The sequence below is a fragment of the Cellvibrio sp. OA-2007 genome (assembly GCF_000953825.1).
Classification (GTDB): Bacteria; Pseudomonadota; Gammaproteobacteria; order Pseudomonadales; family Cellvibrionaceae; genus Cellvibrio.
The window spans coordinates 107,614-126,231 of the sequence record NZ_BBUL01000090.1; the positions used below are offsets into that span (position 1 = coordinate 107,614).

Annotated in this window: 16 protein-coding genes and 1 other RNA gene; 10 read left to right on the forward strand and 7 right to left on the reverse strand. The window is 45.9% G+C overall.

All coding sequences use genetic code 11. From position 1 onward, the window contains the following. The first annotated feature begins 33 nt into the window (after positions 1–33). From urtB to urtE, 4 genes are all read left to right on the forward strand, one after another. The gene (gene urtB / locus AWU77_RS11225) at positions 34–1,683 is read left to right on the forward strand and encodes an urea ABC transporter permease subunit UrtB (RefSeq protein ID WP_375600839.1); all 1,650 of its coding nucleotides are present in this window, start codon (positions 34–36) and stop codon (positions 1,681–1,683) included. 186 nt (positions 1,684–1,869) lie between these two features. Beyond that, positions 1,870–3,021, forward strand: coding sequence for an urea ABC transporter permease subunit UrtC (urtC, locus tag AWU77_RS11230; RefSeq protein ID WP_062063368.1), 1,152 nt, complete (start codon positions 1,870–1,872; stop codon positions 3,019–3,021). Continuing rightward, entirely contained in the window at positions 3,021–3,833 is an 813-nt protein-coding gene (gene urtD, locus AWU77_RS11235; RefSeq protein ID WP_062063370.1) for an urea ABC transporter ATP-binding protein UrtD, read from the forward strand. Before urtC ends, urtD begins: the two co-directional genes overlap by 1 nt. 32 nt (positions 3,834–3,865) lie before the next feature. Continuing rightward, the gene (gene urtE, locus AWU77_RS11240; protein WP_062063372.1) at positions 3,866–4,561 is read left to right on the forward strand and encodes an urea ABC transporter ATP-binding subunit UrtE; all 696 of its coding nucleotides are present in this window, start codon (positions 3,866–3,868) and stop codon (positions 4,559–4,561) included. Between the two features lie 12 nt (positions 4,562–4,573). Here urtE and AWU77_RS11245 read toward each other — a convergent pair whose 3' ends face one another. From AWU77_RS11245 to AWU77_RS11255, 3 genes are read right to left on the reverse strand one after another with little or no spacing between them, the layout of a single operon-like run. Next, positions 4,574–5,455: a LysR family transcriptional regulator gene (locus tag AWU77_RS11245; RefSeq protein WP_062063374.1), complete on the reverse strand. Its 882-nt coding sequence runs from the start codon at positions 5,453–5,455 to the stop codon at positions 4,574–4,576. Between the two features lie 40 nt (positions 5,456–5,495). Then, complete coding sequence (locus tag AWU77_RS11250) at positions 5,496–5,999, reverse strand: DUF2938 domain-containing protein (RefSeq protein ID WP_062063376.1); 504 nt, start codon at positions 5,997–5,999, stop codon at positions 5,496–5,498. A gap of 18 nt (positions 6,000–6,017) precedes the next feature. Continuing rightward, positions 6,018–6,245, reverse strand: a complete 228-nt coding sequence (locus AWU77_RS11255; RefSeq protein ID WP_062063379.1) for a DUF2798 domain-containing protein — start codon at positions 6,243–6,245, stop codon at positions 6,018–6,020. Positions 6,246–6,580: 335 nt separating this feature from the next. On the opposite strand from AWU77_RS11255, the gene AWU77_RS11260 reads away from it, so the two are divergent. Next, positions 6,581–8,059 (forward strand): MFS transporter, encoded by a 1,479-nt coding sequence (locus tag AWU77_RS11260; protein ID WP_062063382.1) that lies wholly within the window; start codon positions 6,581–6,583, stop codon positions 8,057–8,059. A 49-nt stretch (positions 8,060–8,108) separates the two neighbouring features. Next, positions 8,109–9,131 (forward strand): glycoside hydrolase family 43 protein, encoded by a 1,023-nt coding sequence (locus tag AWU77_RS11265; RefSeq protein ID WP_062063384.1) that lies wholly within the window; start codon positions 8,109–8,111, stop codon positions 9,129–9,131. An 88-nt stretch (positions 9,132–9,219) separates the two neighbouring features. Here AWU77_RS11265 and AWU77_RS11270 read toward each other — a convergent pair whose 3' ends face one another. Then, a complete protein-coding gene (locus AWU77_RS11270) occupies positions 9,220–10,839 on the reverse strand; it encodes a hypothetical protein (protein WP_152625340.1) in 1,620 nt (539 codons plus the stop codon). Positions 10,840–11,119: 280 nt separating this feature from the next. Here AWU77_RS11270 and ssrA point away from each other — a divergent pair. The 3 genes from ssrA to AWU77_RS11285 all read left to right on the forward strand — a co-directional run bounded on the left by ssrA (position 11,120) and on the right by AWU77_RS11285 (position 13,605). Then, positions 11,120–11,508, forward strand: a transfer-messenger RNA (tmRNA) gene (gene ssrA / locus AWU77_RS11275). Between the two features lie 154 nt (positions 11,509–11,662). Beyond that, positions 11,663–12,643 (forward strand): DGQHR domain-containing protein, encoded by a 981-nt coding sequence (locus tag AWU77_RS11280; RefSeq protein ID WP_062063388.1) that lies wholly within the window; start codon positions 11,663–11,665, stop codon positions 12,641–12,643. Next, entirely contained in the window at positions 12,643–13,605 is a 963-nt protein-coding gene (locus tag AWU77_RS11285; RefSeq protein WP_062063390.1) for a hypothetical protein, read from the forward strand. The genes AWU77_RS11280 and AWU77_RS11285 overlap by 1 nt, the downstream gene beginning before the upstream one ends. A 130-nt stretch (positions 13,606–13,735) precedes the next feature. Here the strand turns inward: AWU77_RS11285 and AWU77_RS11290 are convergent, their stop codons facing one another. The 3 genes from AWU77_RS11290 to AWU77_RS11300 all read right to left on the reverse strand — a co-directional run bounded on the left by AWU77_RS11290 (position 13,736) and on the right by AWU77_RS11300 (position 17,342). Beyond that, the gene (locus AWU77_RS11290; protein WP_062063392.1) at positions 13,736–14,173 is read right to left on the reverse strand and encodes a lysozyme inhibitor LprI family protein; all 438 of its coding nucleotides are present in this window, start codon (positions 14,171–14,173) and stop codon (positions 13,736–13,738) included. After that, positions 14,161–14,901: a LysM domain-containing protein gene (locus tag AWU77_RS11295; protein ID WP_062063394.1), complete on the reverse strand. Its 741-nt coding sequence runs from the start codon at positions 14,899–14,901 to the stop codon at positions 14,161–14,163. The genes AWU77_RS11290 and AWU77_RS11295 overlap by 13 nt, the downstream gene beginning before the upstream one ends. Before the next feature lie 581 nt (positions 14,902–15,482). Then, complete coding sequence (locus tag AWU77_RS11300) at positions 15,483–17,342, reverse strand: polysaccharide lyase family 7 protein (RefSeq protein WP_062063397.1); 1,860 nt, start codon at positions 17,340–17,342, stop codon at positions 15,483–15,485. A gap of 630 nt (positions 17,343–17,972) precedes the next feature. Here AWU77_RS11300 and AWU77_RS11310 point away from each other — a divergent pair. Continuing rightward, the gene (locus AWU77_RS11310) at positions 17,973–18,602 is read left to right on the forward strand and encodes a YigZ family protein (RefSeq protein WP_062063401.1); all 630 of its coding nucleotides are present in this window, start codon (positions 17,973–17,975) and stop codon (positions 18,600–18,602) included. Positions 18,603–18,618: the final 16 nt, after the last annotated feature.

Consider the following 18,618-nt stretch of genomic DNA (forward strand, 5'->3'; position numbering starts at 1 on the left):
CGAAACCAAACGCCGCTATTTGGAAGATGGCAAGTGCAATTGATACTACTGCTATCACTGTGCTGTTCAGCTTCGGTTTTTGCACAAGATGCTGAGATCAGCACAACAGCTGCAGCCATAGATACTGCCCCCACAGAAGCCCTCGCTACCACGGCGCCAGAATTTGATACTCTAGTCAAAGCTCTCACCCAAGGCAGTTTACCCAAACGTGCACAAACCGCTAAAAAATTAGGCCAGCTCGACGACCCGCGCGTAATCCCTATTATCACCGCCTTACAACAAGGCAGCCTCTATGCCGAAAAATCCGTTGACCCGCTCGTTGCCATTAGCGATAACGCAGGCAATTATGTCAATGCACTCAATGGCGAAAAAATTCCGGCAACTCAAGCAGAACCCTTAAAGCGTGTACCAATCAACAACACCATGCGCTCCCAATTACGCACTCTGCTCGCCAGTTTAAATTTGAATGATAAAAAACCCGCGGTGCGTTTAAACGCGGTTAACCGCATGATTGCCGACGGTGTCGATGAAGACACTATTGCACTATTACAAGAACGGCAAAAAACCGAACCCAATGAAGATGTACGCGATGCAATTACCACCGCATTTGCGCTAATGAATTTGCAAAGTGAAAAGGCATCGGTGCGTATTGATGCCATCGCCGTTTTACGTGGCAGCCTGCAACAAGAAGTGCGCTCTGCCCTGTTGGATATCGCCAATAACGACAGCGACATCAAAGTAAAACAACAAGCACAATTTGCGCTTGATTCAATTGAAGATCGCATTTCTGCATTTCGTTTAACCGAAAATATTTTCTTTGGTTTGAGTTTAGGTTCAGTACTATTGCTCTCGGCCATCGGCCTCTCTATTACCTTTGGGGTAATGGGTGTGATTAATATGGCACACGGCGAATTGATGATGATCGGCGCCTATGTGACTTGGGTAGTGCAACAATTATTTCCCAATCAAATCGCCTACAGTTTAATGATCGCCATTCCCTCCGCGTTTATTGTCGCGGGGCTAGTGGGTATCGCTATCGAGCGCGGCGTAATTCGCTTTTTATACGGCCGACCACTGGAAACTCTGCTCGCCACCTTTGGTATTAGTTTGATTTTACAGCAAGCCGCACGCAGTATTTTTTCACCGCTTAATCGCGCGGTGGAATTGCCTGAGTGGATGAGCGGCTCACTGGTCATTAACCCGGTGCTCTCCATCACCTACAACCGTTTGTATATTTTTATCTTCGGTTTGATCGTATTTTTTGCATTGCTCGCGATTCTTAAAAAAACCTCGCTCGGTTTAAAAGTGCGCGCCGTATCGCAAAACCGCGCTATGGCACGTGCAGTAGGTGTACGCGCAAGCTGGGTAGATGCAATGACCTTTGGTTTGGGTTCGGGCATTGCCGGTATCGCCGGAGTTGCGCTGTCACAGTTAACTAACGTCGGCCCCAACCTCGGTCAGGCTTACATTATCGATTCGTTTATGGTGGTGGTATTTGGCGGTGTGGGTAACTTGTGGGGCACACTCGTAGGCGCTATGGGGCTGGGCATTATCAATAAATTTTTAGAGCCCTATGCCGGTGCAGTACTCGCCAAAGTATTGGTATTGGTGCTGTTAATTCTCTTTATTCAAAAACGCCCCAAAGGAATTTTCCCGCAAAAAGGTCGCGCGGCGGCGGATTAACTTGCGGCGCGTTGTAGGTTGGTGGTGAGCTTGCGAACCCCAACATTCACATTTGCAAAACGCACACTGCCAGAATCGAGAAAAACACAACGCCTATTATTGATTTTGGTTTATACGGATAGATGGTCATGTTGGGGTTCGTTCCTCACCCCAACCTACGCAACCAATAATTGAGAGACTTATTTAATGTTAACTCAACGTTTATTACTCAGTGATCGCGGCGGCATGATTGTACTGGGGCTGGTATTAATCGCCATGGTGCTGGTGCCAGTATGTAATCTCTTAATTCCAGAGACCTCATCACTGCACATATCCACCTTCATGGTGACCCTGCTCGGTAAATTTTTATGTTACGCGCTGCTCGCGCTGGCAGTGGATTTAATCTGGGGTTACTGCGGAATTCTATCACTCGGTCACGGCGCCTTTTTTGCGCTGGGCGGTTATGCGATGGGTATGTATTTAATGCGTCAAATCGGCCCGCGCGGTCAATATGGCGACCCATTGCTGCCTGATTTTATGGTGTTTTTAAACTGGAGTGAATTACCTTGGTATTGGCAGGGTTTTGATATGTTCTGGTTTGCCATGCTGATGGTAATTGTAATACCCGGTTTGCTTGCATTTGTGTTTGGCTGGCTCGCATTCCGCTCGCGCGTAACTGGCGTGTACTTTTCAATTATCACCCAGGCGCTGACTTACGCCCTGCTGTTGGCATTTTTTCGCAATGAAATGGGTTTTGGTGGCAACAATGGTTTGACCGATTTTAAAGATATTTTGGGTTTCCCCATCGCCGCCGATGGCACACGCATATCCTTATTTTTAGCCTCAGGATTTATGCTAATTATCGCCTACATCGCCTGCCGTTACATTGTGACCTCGCGTATGGGGAAAATTATTGTATCGATCCGCGATGCCGAAACACGCACCCGCTTCTGCGGTTACAAAGTGGAATCCTACAAACTTTGGTTATTTGTTTTTTCGGCGGTGCTTGCCGGTATCGCTGGCGCACTCTATGTGCCGCAAGTGGGTATTATTAACCCCGGTGAATTTTCACCACTCAACTCGATTGAATTAGTGGTGTGGGTCGCAACCGGCGGACGCGGCACATTGTTTGGGGCAATTGTCGGTGCTTTTACTGTTAACTACGGCAAAACCATTTTCACCTCATACTCACCCGAGACTTGGTTATTTGCCTTGGGCGCACTGTTTGTGATTGTCACCCTAATATTGCCCAATGGTTTAGTCGGCCTGTTTAAACGCAATAAAAAAACACCTACTGAAAATACCGTTACCGCGGTTGAAAGCAAAACCGAAACCGCTGCAACCAAGGAGACGGTGTAATGAATATTTTTTCGCAAGCACGCCGCACACTCGGGCAACCCGATCCTAATTTTGGCGCGCCGCTGGATACCACCAAAGGCACCATTTTGTACGTGGAAGGCATCAGTGTGAGTTTTGATGGTTTCCGCGCGCTCAATAATTTAAACCTCTACATCAATGAAGGTGAATTGCGCTGCATTATCGGCCCCAACGGCGCAGGCAAAACCACCATGATGGATGTGATCACCGGCAAAACCAAACCGGATGAAGGCAGTGTTTATTTTGGCCAACAAATTAATTTGCTGGAATTATCTGAACATCAAATCGCTCGCGGTGGTATCGGCAGAAAATTTCAAAAGCCCACCATCTTTGAAGCATTGAGTGTGTACGAAAATCTGGAGTTGGCCACCGCCGCCGATAAACGTGTGTGGTGGACACTCACACAACAACTTAACAGCGCACAGAAATACCGTATCGATGAAGTGCTGCTGCAAATAGGCTTGGCCGAACTGCGCCATAAAGATGCTGGTGCGCTGTCTCACGGCCAAAAACAATGGCTGGAAATTGGCATGTTGCTGATGCAAAACCCGCGTGTATTGTTAGTCGATGAGCCGGTTGCTGGGATGACCGGTGAAGAAACCGAAAAAACCGCTGAGCTGTTAGTGTCACTCGCTGGCGATCACTCGGTGATTGTGGTGGAACACGATATGAAATTCGTGCGCTCTATCGCACGCAAGGTCACGGTATTGCATCAAGGCTCGGTATTAACCGAAGGCACTATGGATCAGGTACAAAATGATCCAAAAGTGATTGAAGTCTACCTTGGTGAATAACAGCCAGCGAATAACATCGGGATAAATACATCATGCTCGACATCAAAAATATCAATCAGTATTACGGCCAAAGCCACATCTTGTGGGATTTGTCGCTCAACTTAAAACAAGGCACCTGCGGGTGTTTGATTGGCCGCAACGGCGTAGGCAAAACCACCCTGCTCAAATGCATCACCGGTTTGCTGCCAGTGCGCGACGGCGTTATCAGCCTCAATGGTTATGACATCAACAAACTCTCTACCGAAAACCGTGCGCGCGGCGGAATCGGTTTTGTACCGCAAGGTCGGGAAATTTTTCCGCTGCTCACGGTGGAAGAAAATTTAAAAATTTCACTCGGCGCACGCAAAGATAAATCGCGTTTTATCCCCGGTTTGATTTACGAATTGTTTCCGGTGTTAAAAGAAATGAAACATCGCCGCGGCGGCGATTTATCCGGCGGCCAGCAACAACAGTTAGCGATTGGCCGCGCATTGGTGCTCGACCCCAAATTATTAATCCTCGACGAACCCACCGAAGGTATCCAACCCAACGTAGTGCGCGACATTGGCGAAGTCATCCGCAAACTCAATCGCGAATTAGGTTTAACCGTGTTGCTCGTCGAACAAAAACTCCCCTTCGCCCGCCGCGTCGCCGATGATTTTTTTATTATGGAAAAAGGCAGCGTAGTCGCAACTGGACCAATTACTAACTTAAATGATGACTTGGTGCAGCGCTATTTAAGTGTTTAATTTTTCCGGCTGTTATTGGATTACATTTTCTCGCAAGGTAGTTAACACAGCGGCAATCAGGGGTTCCTCTTGTCGCTGTGCCAATACGGCAAAATATAGCGGCACTTGTTGCTGAACATCGCCTAGCAACACCACCTCGCCTTTCTCTTGCGCTTCAAGAGCGGTATCAGCGTGCAGAAACCCCAACCCTACGCCACCCGCAATTAAACTGCGCGTCACTTTTTCATGATCTACATTAATTTGTTTTTGCGGGCGAAATTTGTGCCGCTGAAATAATTGTTCAGCCACATTACCGCAACAACTATTCGGTGCTGGACAAATCCAGGGCATGGCTGCCAACACTGACCAATCAAACGATTTTGGATTGGCAACCCATGCCGGCGGTGCAGCCAAATAAACACCAAAGCTGTCTACCGGCAATTTAAATAATTCAGGCGATGTGCTGCCAGAATCCGCAAAAAATCCCGCATCTAATTCCGCGCGACTAATCGCCTGCTCTATTTCGATGGAGCTGCCGTAATGCAAATGCACTTCTACATCGGGATGCTGCTCAGCAAACCGCGACAACAATCGCCCCAGTATTAATGCACTAGGCGCGCGATTAGAACCTAAACGAAGTTGCCCACCCGCCCCTTCACGCAATTGGCGCGCCTGCGCCAATAATTCGCGGTGCAGGTGCAGCAATCGCTCAGCGGTTAACAAGAGTGTTGCGCCCTGCTGGGTAAGGCTCATCCCCCGTGCATTGCGTTCAAACAATAAAAAACCGGCCTCATCTTCCAGCGCTTTTATATGCGCACTGACTGCGGGCTGGCTCAAACACAAGATATCTGCCGCGCGAGTAATGCTGCCCTCGCGCGCAATAGTGACAAACGTTTTGAGCTGATAAATTTCCATCGCCAATCCAATGAACAAACAAAAGTAATTAAACCTATCACTAATAATTTGATATCAGTTGATATACCAACGTCGCCGCATAAAGCCCTATACCAAACACGGTATGTGTCAGTAGGGTTTTTACGCGCGCCGAGCCCGGCTTTGGGGCTTTGCCAGCAGCCACACCCAAACCCAGTGCTGGCTGCATTATGAAAAAAGGAAACACAACAGTAGCCAAACCAACAACAACCGCTGGTATCACGCTGGGAGATTGCAGCCATTTTGCATGAGCAGGCAATACCAAAATTGCAGCATAGACAATCCCGATTACATAATGCGCGCTCCACCCCACTAAACACTCGGCAGATTTACTGGAGGCCGCAGCAATTTTGGAGTGATAAAAAATGCCATCCTTCATATGGCAAAACCAGCGTCCCACCAAACAATAGCTCAACGACGGAATGTTAAACCCATAACGCAATACAATCGCCCACAGGTCCATCACCACTGTTGCACCCATACCTATAGCGACAACTGCAATCCATAATTCAATTGAGTTCGACATACATTATCCTCACATCGATTAATGATTAGCCGACACTTTTGCCACCAGCATTCGCACCAGCGGCGTGATCGCAATAATCGTGGGCAAGGCAACCACAAAGGCAAACAGCCACGCCTTTAACCAGAGCAATAAAATACCGCTGATAAATCCCATATTGAACAGGCTAATAACCAGCGACATGATCCCGGACATCAAAAGCGCCATAAAAAAAGAAAAGACCAGGGGAGTGTATTTTTTAGCAATCATCGTAAACCTCTATTACCTTCAATTGTTCATCTTGTGCCAAGCACCGATTTGGCATCGGTACCGACCGTTGAGAAAACTATGAACCTGAGCGAGGAGTGAATCCAATGGTAATTTTTGGGGTTTTACCTCAGGTTTTTTGAGGTCGCCGAAGATATATACATCTTGACTATAAGCATCCTTTAAGCGATGCTAGACACGAGAAGTATACAAGCGCTCACAGACGCGATTTTTATAACGCTTTGTTTGGTTTATCGAGAAAATTGTCTCACTTTACTCAGCCTCTAGCGTTTCATCCGCTAAAGTAAAAGCTCCACAACATAAGAAGATATAAACAAATGACTCAAAATCCTGTGCAAAAACTATCCGTTGTTGAAAAAGTCGGTTACAGCCTAGGCGACTTGGCTGCCAACCTTATATTCCAAACCCTGCTGACCTTCCTCGCGTTTTTCTATACCGATGTGTATGGGATATCGCCAGGTAAAGCCGCTACGATCATGGCGATTGGCGGTTTTTTTGGTGCCTTTTTCACCCCGGTGATGGGCATTATTGCAGACCGCACCAACACCCGCTGGGGCAAATTCCGCCCGTGGCTGCTGTGGACATCCGTCCCCTTTGGCGCCGTTGCGCTACTGGCGTTTAGCACCCCTGATTTTGATCAAAATGGCAAGGTCATTTATGCCTTTGTCACCTATATTCTGCTGCTGATTATCTACGCCGCAAACAACCTGCCCTATTCCGCCTTGAGCGGTGTGCTTACTGGCAATATGGCGGATCGCAACAGTTTGTCGTCCTACCGTTTTGTGGCGGTAATGGTCGCACAATTTATTATTCAAGTATTGTTATTACCGCTGGTATTAATTCTGGGCGATGGCGATAAAGCCGTTGGCTTTCACAACACCATGCTGCTCTTTTCGATTGTGGGTACCGTATTTTTCCTGATTGCATTTATCACCACCAAAGAGCGGATTCTACCTGTAGTAGCCGGGCGCAACTCAGTCGCACAAGATGTTTCTGACCTGCTAAAGAATGCGCCCTGGATCATCATGCTGATAGTGACTGTGTTGGTCTTTATTACCCTTGCGCTCAAAGGCGGCATGTACATTTATTATTTCGAAAATTATTTGAACGAAGCAAAACTCGCCAGCTTTTTACGGGATATTGGCTTCAACGGTTTTATCGCTGGTTTGAACCACGGCTTAACCAGTATCGGCTTGTCAGAATTCCAATGGCCAAAAGATGCGCCTACCTCGGCATTTAGCTTATTTAACGCCTGCGGCATTCTGATGATGATTATCGGGATTGGCTTCTCCAAACACCTCGCCGATAAATTTGGCAAGCGCAATGTTTTTGGAAGCGCCTTATTCCTCTCCACACTCTTTGTATTTGCCTTTAAGTTTTTCTCTGCCGACAGTATCGGCTTAGTATTCAGCTCGCAAATTTTGCATGGATTTTTTTATGGTGTAACCATTCCACTGTTGTGGGCGATGATTGCCGACGTGGCCGATTACTCCGAGTGGAAAAATAATCGCCGCGCAACTGCAATTGTATTTTCAGCCATGATCCTCGGCTTAAAAGCCGGTTTAACCATCGGCGGCTCACTGGTTGCAGGTTTGCTCGCGCACTATGGTTATGAGGCATCGCTTACCGTACAAAACGATGCAACCATCGAAGGCATCAAAACTGCTGTCAGTATTTTTGCATCCTTACCGTTTTTTGCTGCTGTTGCCTGTATGTTTTTCTACGCGATTAATAAGCAACAAGAATTACTTATCGAGGCGGATTTAAACAGCCGTCGCCGAGCAGCGAACCAATAGTCGCAGTTATTTTTTAACACTTTTTGTATAGCAGTAGTGAGACATAGTTATGGCAGAAGAAGAGTTAGCACCCGCGGTTATCGCCGACTTAAAAGCGCGCGCGATTTCCCAACCGCTGGTTGAACACATCTACACCGCCGACCCGTCGGCGCATGTGTTTAACGGCAAGATTTACATTTATCCATCGCACGATATTGAAGCGGGCATTCCGTTTAACGACAACGGCGATCATTTCGGCATGGAGGATTACCACGTAATCTCCCTCGACTCGCCCGATAGCCCCGCTGTTGATAACGGCGTGGCTCTGCATGTAAAAGATGTGCCCTGGGCCAAACGCCAAATGTGGGCGCCCGATGCTGCGCATAAGAATGGCAAATATTATTTATATTTCCCGGCAAAACGCGCGGATGATATTTTCCAAATTGGTGTCGCAGTAGGCGATTCACCCATCGGCCCATTCAAAGCCGAACCCGAAGCGATCAAAGGCAGCTACACAATCGATCCGGCGGTATTTGAAGATACAGATGGCGAGTACTACATGTACTTCGGTGGTATCTGGGGCGGCCAGTTGCAGAATTATCGCGACAATCAATACGACGCAAATCGCGGCGAACCCGCAGATAACGAGCCAGCACTCGGCCCAATCGTTGCGCGCATGAGCGATGACATGTTGCAGTTCGCCGAAACACCGCGCGAAATTAAAATCCTCGATGAAAACGGTCAGCCAATCTTGGCCGGCGATCACGACCGCCGCTTCTTTGAAGCTTCGTGGATGCACAAATACAACGGCAAATATTATTTCTCTTACTCCACCGGTAACACCCACTTTTTGTGTTACGCAACCGGTGACAACCCCTACGGCCCGTTCACCTATCAAGGCCGTATTTTGGAGCCAGTAATCGGTTGGACTACCCATCACTCAATTGCCGAATATCAAGGCCAGTGGTATTTGTTCTATCACGATTCAGTATTGTCCAAAGGCATCACTCACTTGCGCTCGGTGAAAATGGCTCCGCTTAATTACAATGCAGATGGCACAATTCAGACGATTACACCCTATCGCGACAAATAAAATTGAATAGATCTATTTGTTGAGTACCAAATAAAAAAGCTGGCGAATTTGCCAGCTTTTTTATTGTTACTACATCTGCGCCACAGCGTTATTGCATCGGGTGTTTAATCAAAATATTGTCTACATTAAACCCTGCTTGCAACGCAGGGGAAACAGCCGTTGCGTTAACGCGCATCGCCACGTACTTCCAATTGCCATAGGTTGCAGCAGATAAAGGAACTGAAATTTTATTCCACTCGTCCGGCTTCATATTGGCAACAGAAAATGTCGCGCCGGAAATATCTGTCCAGCCCCAATCCCTATCCACAAAGGTGAGAGTGAAAGTCATATTGCCATCCGCTACCAACGCCGCCGGAGTATAAATTTCCAATGACAGCGTACCCGCAGCAGAACAATCCGGTAGGGTAAATGGATCGAGCAAGTCGCCAGTTTGATAATTCATCGCACCGGAGAACATATAGAGCCACTCATTGTTGAGCAAACTCCAATTTGGCGTAGTGGTAACCCAAGGGATTACACCTTGTGTTAGGGTCATCAATGCATCAACTGGAATAGGCTGACTGAGCCCCGTTACCGAAACACCAACACCACTTACACCGCTATTCCAAGGTGTATCAAAGAAATTTGAATAGCAGATATATTCGCGCTTCGCCGGCGCATCGCCTTTTACCCAGCGAATATTATCCACCTGATAATGTGCACCAGCCTGTTTCGCCCAGGTAGGCAGCAACATAAAACCCATGGAGGTGCGTTTGATATCCAACCCGCGATCAATCATTTCCGCCACCGAAAACTCGTAAGTTTTCCACTCATTCAATACGTCAGCACGAATAAATTTAGGCGTACTGGTGCAAGGCCAACTGCAATCCAAATTAAATTCCAGCGGCGCATTAGCAGTACCATGGCTAATGACTTTTAAATCAAAAATGATTTTGCCATTCGCGTAGTCGCTCATATCCAAAGCATTGTTTTCTGACTCAGGCACACGAATCCGCACCGCACTGAAAAATTCAGGCGCAGCAAGATATTCAATATCCAACACCTGGCTGCGGCCAGCATCAGACGATTGGATAATATTGAAACGCGCCCCACCACCAGCATTGCCATCAGTAATTTCATAGGCATTTGTGTAGTCAGCATAATTTTGTTCATAGGCTGACACCGGGCGCCAAGGTGCGCATACTTCATCAAAGAAAACATCGCCAGGCTGTTCTCCGCAGGCAACGGCGGGCACAGAGGAAGAGCTACTGGATGATGAACTGCTCGATGACGAATTGCTGGAGTTTGATTTGTCTACCACTTTGTATTTCACCGTGATAGTCGCCGGGCTGCCTTGATATTGCGTAGAACAATCCGGGCTAGTGCACGCCTTGACCAATAATGTTCCAGTATTTTTACCCGCTGGTAACTTGGCAGCGACCTGGGGGTTTAAAAATATCTGTGCACTGCTTTTGCCTGTCGTGCTGATACTAGTGGACTTGATCAGTGACGTATTGGATTCGACTACAAAATACACTTTCGACTTGGCATTTTTCACATCAGCGGTAATCACTACCGGAGCCGGCGCAGGAGCGCCCACTTTACTGGTGAAATCCACCTTCTTGTGACTAAGGGAAAGGCTTTCTTTCTTATTCTGCGCATTGGCGCCACTCGCAGCAATTGCGAAGACGGCTCCCAACACCCACACACATTGATTAAACATCCTCATTTTGTACTCCGGGATAAATTAAAAGTCCGATTAAGTCCCGATAGATTCCTACATACACCAAGGTTCCATCGCGCTCGCATTCTTCCATAAGTTCAAGACAATAGCCGCTAATCAAAACCCGGTTTTATAAAAAATTACCTTTTCCTGCGCCCCCCCCCAGCGCGTTAATACCTGAAAAATCAAATTAAAGGATGACTAGACGAGATCATCGCCTTACAATAGCCCCACTCGCCCCTTGACGTGGGAAGATCGCAAGAACAACCCTTCAGGTCAGGCGATTGGGGTCGATTTGGATTCGACGCTGGTAACAAAGTCTTAGGTGCATGTCGTGAGGGTAGCCAATCACGTAAATCCAAAGCTGCAAACTTACAGTTGCCAATGATGACAACTACGGTGCCCAATTAGCTGCGTAAGCAGCTTTTGAAAGCACCATTTAGCGGTTCGCCGCTAACGGTCTTTAACAAGGTGCCAGTACCGCGTTAACGCCCGTCATATAGAACTGGATCGCAGTGAAGCCTGCCTGGGGTGGATCAGCTAAAACTTATCAGGATCGCGTTTTACGTCCCGCCCGCTGGGCTGTAAAGCGTTAAATCAATAGGCGGTTCTAAACATGTAGAGCCGAGGATGGAGTGCTGGCGGACGGGGGTTCAAATCCCCCCGGCTCCACCACATAACGAACCCCAACATATTGATTATGTTGGGGTTTTTTATTTTACAAATATCATAAATTGAAAAATGCCTACAGTTTACCTACTTGACGCTGCTTCCCAAATATAAAGCCAGCATTTATAGTCATTTAAAATACAACTAGTGAGAAAACAATATGGAAAGCACCGAAGAAAGAGAAAGCTTTGCAAGTGTGAGTCTCGTGAGACAGGGCGATCATAAATTCTATTCTTTGACATTACCGAGCGATCTACTTGCAGAGACCTGTTTTGTTGTCAGTAGAGACGAAGATCCGGTCAAAGGTTTTCAGCGTGTACTGGACGAAAAGCGAGCCAAAGAAATTGCTGCTTACATTGATAGTGGACTCGGGACGATTCCCAGCTCGATTGTTTTGTCTGCCCAGGAAGACGCCGATTTGGCTTACTCAAGCAGTAAAAAATCAATTAGTTTTAAAAAAATAAGAAAAGCGTTCATGATTATCGATGGACAGCACCGAGTGTACGGATTCAGCTTAGCTAAAAAAGCATTTCGTGTACCTGTAGTCATCTACTCTGGCCTGTCAAAACGCGATGAAACAAGATTGTTTATCGATATAAATTCCAAGCAAAAAGGTGTCCCTCCTGAGCTTTTGCTAGACATAAAAAAATTAGCTGATTATGAAAATTCTCAGGAAGAATTTCTTCGAGGAATATTTGATCTATTTTTAGAAGAAACAGGTAGTGCACTTTACGGAAAACTTTCACCATCCAGCAAAATTAAAGGAAAGATAACTCGAAGCACATTCAACACCGCGATAAAACCCTTAGCAAAAATTTTTGGCGGGAAAAGTGAAAGCGAGATCTACGGAATTTTAAATAATTATTTTATAGCATTCAGCGAAGCAATCCTGACAAAGCATGACGCCACAGAATACCTATATTCTGCCACCTTTTTTAAAGGTGTATGTGGCTTTTTCCCTATAGTCGCAGAAAAGGTTAAGGATAGATTTGGTGCAATATACAACGCAGATAATTTTTTTCATTTTTTGGAAAAAGTAGGTAGAAACATCAAAGCATCAAAATTAAAAATATCAGGGTCTGCACATGTGCCTTTAGTAGCCATTTTGGAGTCATGCCTCAAAGACGAGTTTAAGCTCTGATGAACGCAATCCTTAATGTACTGACTCAACATTCAAGGCTCAAAGTATTCGAAGAAAAATCACACTCGCAAATAGATGTGAAAGGTTGGCTGGCAAATCAAGGCTACTATGTTGACGAAAACATTGAACAAAAAGAGTTTTCATTAAGACCTGCGAATCCCACGCTGCTAATCAATGCAATGACGAATGAATGCAATAGAATGTCTATTGCAGCGATTGAAAGTATCATTGGTGTTTATTCAGACTCAGGACTCAAGAAAAGTGGTGCCTGGGGCATAATTAGATGCTATTACGCTGCTTTCTTTGCCGCACATTCTATACTCAGAATGTTTGGATATTCATTTACGCAGCTAGATCCGCAACACACCCAAAAAATATATGAGCTTGCAGCATTGTTTGAAAAAGCTGGTGATATAACTAGGATTGATAAAGGCTTCTATTTGGTTTCGACAAATAATACTTTTACAGATGTAAAAGTAAAAAAGCTGTCTGATAGTCATGCCGATCTGTGGGCATCTTTTCTTAAACTTATAAATTCACTCATAGAATCAACACATGCAACGGAAACTTTGTCTAAGTTCAAACTAGAAACATTAGAAATTTTGGAATCTATAAAGACAGGAATAACTTACTCGAGATGCACTGAGAAGGGAAACTGGCTTTCATCAATTAGAAATGATGTCAACTACAAGCATACACATGGGGTTTGGTATCCGCACGATGTCAACGTGGATATAGAAAGACGATTGTCGAAAATATCCACTGACTGGGAAAAGTATCCTATCGAATTCACATCACTAAAACCTCCAAGCTCTGATGTAGATTATTTTTTTAATGTTTCTTTATCTATCATGTCACTTTTCAGGGAGCTGCTAATTTCCTCCGCCAAAAAAACAAAGAAATTAAATGATCCGTTTAAAAACGGAAGCATACGTATTTTAAATTCATATAAAGTAAACTAAAAAGCTATTGCATTTTTAAGGACTGCATCACTCAAATGCTCCACAGACAAATGTGAATACCTCATAGTAACCGCTATAGTCGAATGCCTCCACTTAGGGAGGCGTTTTAGCATTACAACTCATAACATGTTTATCGCAAAGGAAGAGCAACAATCGAACTAAGCAACTGTTCCGCACGCCGATTATTTAACTCAGCAACACAAGCGAATCGTCTTACATCAAGCGCATTACCAATTGCCCCACCGCCAAGCGACAAGGCAAATTGACACTGCGCCTCTCTGTACTTAATAAACTCTTCATTAGCACTTTTAAACTTGGCTTTTGCAGCACTAATATATTCAGGATCTTCATCCCATTTTTCCAAGGATTGACTCACTTTGCCTTCGGCACTTTTTAGATTAAGTTCGCTCGACTTCAATTTTTTCTGTAGACATTCACGAATGCCAACTGGGTCATATGAGCACTCATCACGAAGCTCAAATTCACTTTTGATTTCACTGTTAGCTAAGGACGAATGACTTAATGACAACAAAATCCCAAGCCAAAATATAATTACTAATTTGCGCATACAGCTGCTTTTCCTTTGCGTATTAGGGATAAGGCGTAGTCTAGTTTTTTAGCGTAGTTGGGGTCGCCGCCGCCGTTATAGCGCTGGGCAATGGCTTGGGTTGATATTGGCCTCCAGCCAACGATAACTCTTTTTACAGATGCCTTTTGATACTTCAGCACCTGTCCTTTCTGTAGCAAAATAGCGGAGGGATTGTGGTTGGTTAATACTTCAATTGTAGTGCCATGAGCTTTGGCAATTTTATCGAAACTATCCCCAGCCTTTACAGTGACTTCATAAATGTTTGTATCTGTATCAGCCACACTACGATATTCATAAGTAGCAAGTTTCATCAACAGATAACCAATACCAGCGCGAATGTTATGGACAGGATTAACTCTGACCGAACTAAGCGTGAGTCTACCCCTCCATGCTTGTGGCAGTATTAAATTACCGCCCTCATTACCGGAAAGAAAAGAGGTTAGTCCGGGGTCGCTATATACCCCAATTCTCATAGGCTTGATATTCCACTCAGAAGACCCGGCACCAGTCTCCGTCCAGAGCATGGCCTTAATGAATAACCAATCAAGGGATCTATATCCTGCTACGCCCGATAAATGCCGATTGTATTCATTTACCGCTATTTGAATTTCACAATCCCAAGCATTCCACCGCGCATCACCAACAGCTTTTTTTAGCCCGTCCTGCCACTTTTCAAAGCCACTTTTGGGGGGAGTTAATACAGTCATATGCAGTCCTTTTTGTTATGCGCCCATCAGTATTTATTAGCGCACGCGAAGGATAGCGAAACAGCATTTTTAAAAAGTATCGATTTTTCACAAATAGAAAATGTGGCATCTATTACCGCATAAAAGGATCGCAATTCTAACCACAAAAACCATGTTCGCTTTTTATGAATCACCCGAGAGAAAAGAATCAGAACGACAGCCATTTTGAACCCAGCTTCAAATCCTCCCGCACCTTATTTATGGATGCCGGTTCAACTCCTCATTTTTTATATAAACCACCCCAAATGACCCACAAATTTGGCACGCCAACGCAATCTACAAGGGTGCTGAAGGCTTAAAAATCAATGAGTTAGGTGTATCCGGGAGCAAATCCCCCCGGCTCCACCACATAACGAACCCCAACATATTGATTATGTTGGGGTTTTTTATTTACTCATCCAGTTACAATTTGGTATTGCCTACAATTTGCCCACTCGATAATTAACCCCCAAATAAAAACCCCGATCAGTAATGACCGGGGCTTTTGTCGTTTGGTCAATATCTACCGAAGGCAGGGCGCCTCCTGTGGATGTTGTTTGCACTTACTGCGGATTAGTCAGAATCAACGAGTACATCTCCAAGGTTGAGCTATCCCAAGTTGTGGCATAGCGACCTTCGGCGAAGTTTTTCGCAACGCATACAGAGTTGGTGTTGCCTAAATAATCGACTTTCGAACAGGTTTGAATATACAAGCCAGCTTTGTAGTAGCAAGAACCTGAAACACCGACCATTGCAATATCTTTACCTGTTGCAGGGTTGCGGGTGTCTTTGGTTGCACCTGTGCGGAGATTTTTGTAAACAACACGCATGCCTGATGGCGTAGTGGTTACATCAATAGTGTGCTCATCACCCAGCTTGTAAGCAGTATCCAATACTACGGTAGTTGTATCGTTATTGAAGCGGGCTTCCATTACTCCGGTATCGGAGACGCCATTGGCTCCAGTGGCTGGACCAAAATATTTCACCATCAGATTGTCGTTAGACGCATCGTGAATTTGCGCCACAGTTGCGTTAGGCGAGTCAGTTTTGGTGGTGGTTAACAATTTTTGACGAACGCTCATGCCATTACTCGTGCCAGTACAATTCCACGCAGCATTGGTAGTGCCGTCGCTTTGCATTTCGCGTAATTCAGAGCGCGCATAAGCGGTGCCAGTACTGGTGCGGGCGCCACCGGCGATGGACTTAAACACAATGCTGGTGCCATTGGCGCCAAGTGTGAAGTAATCCGGATGACTGTAGGTTTTCAGGGTGGGATGCTTGATTTCACCGGCTTTATTGGAGTCATTAGTGAAGCTGATCGGCAAGGTGATTTTCCAATTTTTCAGGAATTGCACATCGGAAAGATCAGCCGGTACACCATTGGGATTGGCGGAGCTGGATGCAACTGAAGAAGCCTGGCTCGATGAACTGCTGCTAACTGCTACGGATGATTTAGATGAGCTGGCAACAGAAACCACGCTTGAGGCTGCACTAGAAGCCACGATGCTAGACGCTGCGCTCGACGCCACTACGCCACCGCCAACCAATGCAAAGCTGTCAAAGCGACCTTCGCCACCATTGTATGCACCTGCAATAGTCACTGAAGTTGCAGAACCAGTACTGAAGGTAAGGCTTTGCTTGGCCCAGCTGCTGGTATCGCCAGCCTGTGTGTAAGTGGTGCCATTAAGGGTTGCAGTCAGCTTGCCCTTGCCCAGCAAATAGGCGCTCAGGGTGTAAGTGGTGTTAGCAGAAACACTTAAAGAGCGGGAGAAAATACCGCTGGATCCATCGATTTTTGCCGACTTTGCGCCTTCATAAACATCGCTGGTTGAAATGGCGGCGCTGCCACTGCTGGTCCAATCGGCCCAGCTGCTTTCAAAGCCAGGGTTGGTAAAGGTTTGCGCTGCCGCTGCGGAAGAGGCTGCACTTGAGGCAACAGAAGTCGCTACCGATGATGCCACCGAAGAAGAGGCAACGCTGGTTGAATCCAGAGTGAACGCATCGAAACGACCTTCACCACTGTTATAGGTGCCGGAAATAGTAATACTAGTGGCAGAACCAGAGTTAAAGGTCACCGTTTTTTTAGTCCAGCTGCTGCCGCTATGAGAGGCAGTATAAGTAGTGCCATTAACCACGGCATTCAGCTTACCCTTACCCAAAATATACGCGCTCAGGCTGTAATTGGTGTTGGCCGATACACTAACCACACGCGAAAAAGTGCCTGAAGAGGAAGACAATTTTGCCGATTTACTACCTGCGTAAGCATCGCTAGTAGAGATGGCCGCACCACTGCTACTAACAGTCCAGCCAGTCCAACTGCTTTCAAAGCCATCATTACTAAGCGATACAGAAGCTGCATGAGACAAAGACGCAGGGAGAATGCAAATGCCGAGTGCGGCAATTGCGTGTTTATAGTTCAACATAGATAGTTACCTGTGATTTATTAGAAATTATTGTGGGTTGCCTTTAATCCATCAGTAGGTGTTCGACCACTTCAGTTGTGTTCGTCAACAATATTAAACATCGCCCACAACAAAAACCAGACTCATTGGTAATTCTTATTTTCATAAATTGGTATTACCAAACAGAGGAGCTTGTCGAAAAACACAAAAAAGTGGGTGCCGCTTTTCCAGATCAGTATTCTTTTTGGATTTTTTATTTCGCCGTAAAGGCATTGTAATTACTTGTAAAATATAACTTTTTATTAATTAATAACTTCTTTCAAACAAAAAAACCGGACTTGTATTTCAACCATATTGATGTTTTATGGCACGATTTTCTGAGTGTAAGAAATGTGAAAAATTCCCCTAAATTTTTTAAATAGTAAAATTGGTAATAACAATAAATGTGTACTTTAGTAACCATGGCAGGGATAAACAATAGAAAATTGGAATGACCAACAAATTAAATGGTATTACCAACAAAAAGGAGACAATAAGCTGCGCGATAAAAATATAGGCTGGGGAATAAAGTGAGGGGGTACAATGCCCAACCTCCCAACCCCTCTGGGATTAGAGGCGATCAAACGCCCCCACTGAGACAGTATCCAGACCATGTCCTCCTACACCATCCTCGCCGACGCAATCGAATCTGCCACTGAAGAAAAGAACAGCGATTTTTTAACCTTTCTTCATCCCGTGACTTCACGCGAAGAAGCGATTGCACATGTTGATGCCTACCGCAGACAGTATCCCGATGCCAACCATGTGTGCTGGGCTTATGTGATTGGCAATACGCGGCAGCCACAAACCCAGGCCTTTAGCGATGACGGTGAGCCATCCGGCACGGCGGGAAAACCTATGCTGCACGTGCTGACTGAGCGGGAGGTAGGCAATTCGCTCGCCGTAGTGGTGCGCTATTTTGGTGGAGTGAAGTTGGGCGCGGGTGGTTTGGTGCGCGCTTATTCGAGCGCGGTGTCTGCGGCGGTCAATGCGGCGCAATTAGTTGCAGTAACACCGAGTGTACATATGCAAGTGGCGGTGGATTTTGCGCGGGAAACAAAAATCCGCCACCTTGTTGCGCTCTATCAAGGGCAAATTTTACAGGTGGATTACGCCACCCAAGTCACCTTGGAAATAAACTTGGCGGCAGCACAAGCAGAACGATTTGCGCAGCAAGTTATTAATGAAACGGCTGGAGATGCAGTTGTCGATTTCCCCGATACTCATTCGACTAGGGGATAGCAACAACCAATCCCGA

Bases quoted from the DNA above. Each gene is read 5' to 3' on its own strand.
- AWU77_RS11265 (WP_062063384.1), top strand. From the start codon at position 8,109: ATGGCAGAAGAAGAGTTAGCACCCGCGGTTATCGCCGACTTAAAAGCG.
- AWU77_RS11280 (WP_062063388.1), top strand. From the start codon at position 11,663: ATGGAAAGCACCGAAGAAAGAGAAAGCTTTGCAAGTGTGAGTCTCGTG.
- AWU77_RS11245 (WP_062063374.1), bottom strand. From the start codon at position 5,455: ATGGAAATTTATCAGCTCAAAACGTTTGTCACTATTGCGCGCGAGGGC.
- urtC (WP_062063368.1), top strand. From the start codon at position 1,870: ATGTTAACTCAACGTTTATTACTCAGTGATCGCGGCGGCATGATTGTA.
- urtD (WP_062063370.1), top strand. From the start codon at position 3,021: ATGAATATTTTTTCGCAAGCACGCCGCACACTCGGGCAACCCGATCCT.
- AWU77_RS11270 (WP_152625340.1), bottom strand. From the start codon at position 10,839: ATGAGGATGTTTAATCAATGTGTGTGGGTGTTGGGAGCCGTCTTCGCA.
- AWU77_RS11290 (WP_062063392.1), bottom strand. From the start codon at position 14,173: ATGCGCAAATTAGTAATTATATTTTGGCTTGGGATTTTGTTGTCATTA.
- AWU77_RS11295 (WP_062063394.1), bottom strand. From the start codon at position 14,901: ATGACTGTATTAACTCCCCCCAAAAGTGGCTTTGAAAAGTGGCAGGAC.
- AWU77_RS11250 (WP_062063376.1), bottom strand. From the start codon at position 5,999: ATGTCGAACTCAATTGAATTATGGATTGCAGTTGTCGCTATAGGTATG.
- AWU77_RS11255 (WP_062063379.1), bottom strand. From the start codon at position 6,245: ATGATTGCTAAAAAATACACTCCCCTGGTCTTTTCTTTTTTTATGGCG.
- AWU77_RS11260 (WP_062063382.1), top strand. From the start codon at position 6,581: ATGACTCAAAATCCTGTGCAAAAACTATCCGTTGTTGAAAAAGTCGGT.
- AWU77_RS11300 (WP_062063397.1), bottom strand. From the start codon at position 17,342: ATGTTGAACTATAAACACGCAATTGCCGCACTCGGCATTTGCATTCTC.
- AWU77_RS11285 (WP_062063390.1), top strand. From the start codon at position 12,643: ATGAACGCAATCCTTAATGTACTGACTCAACATTCAAGGCTCAAAGTA.
- urtE (WP_062063372.1), top strand. From the start codon at position 3,866: ATGCTCGACATCAAAAATATCAATCAGTATTACGGCCAAAGCCACATC.
- AWU77_RS11310 (WP_062063401.1), top strand. From the start codon at position 17,973: ATGTCCTCCTACACCATCCTCGCCGACGCAATCGAATCTGCCACTGAA.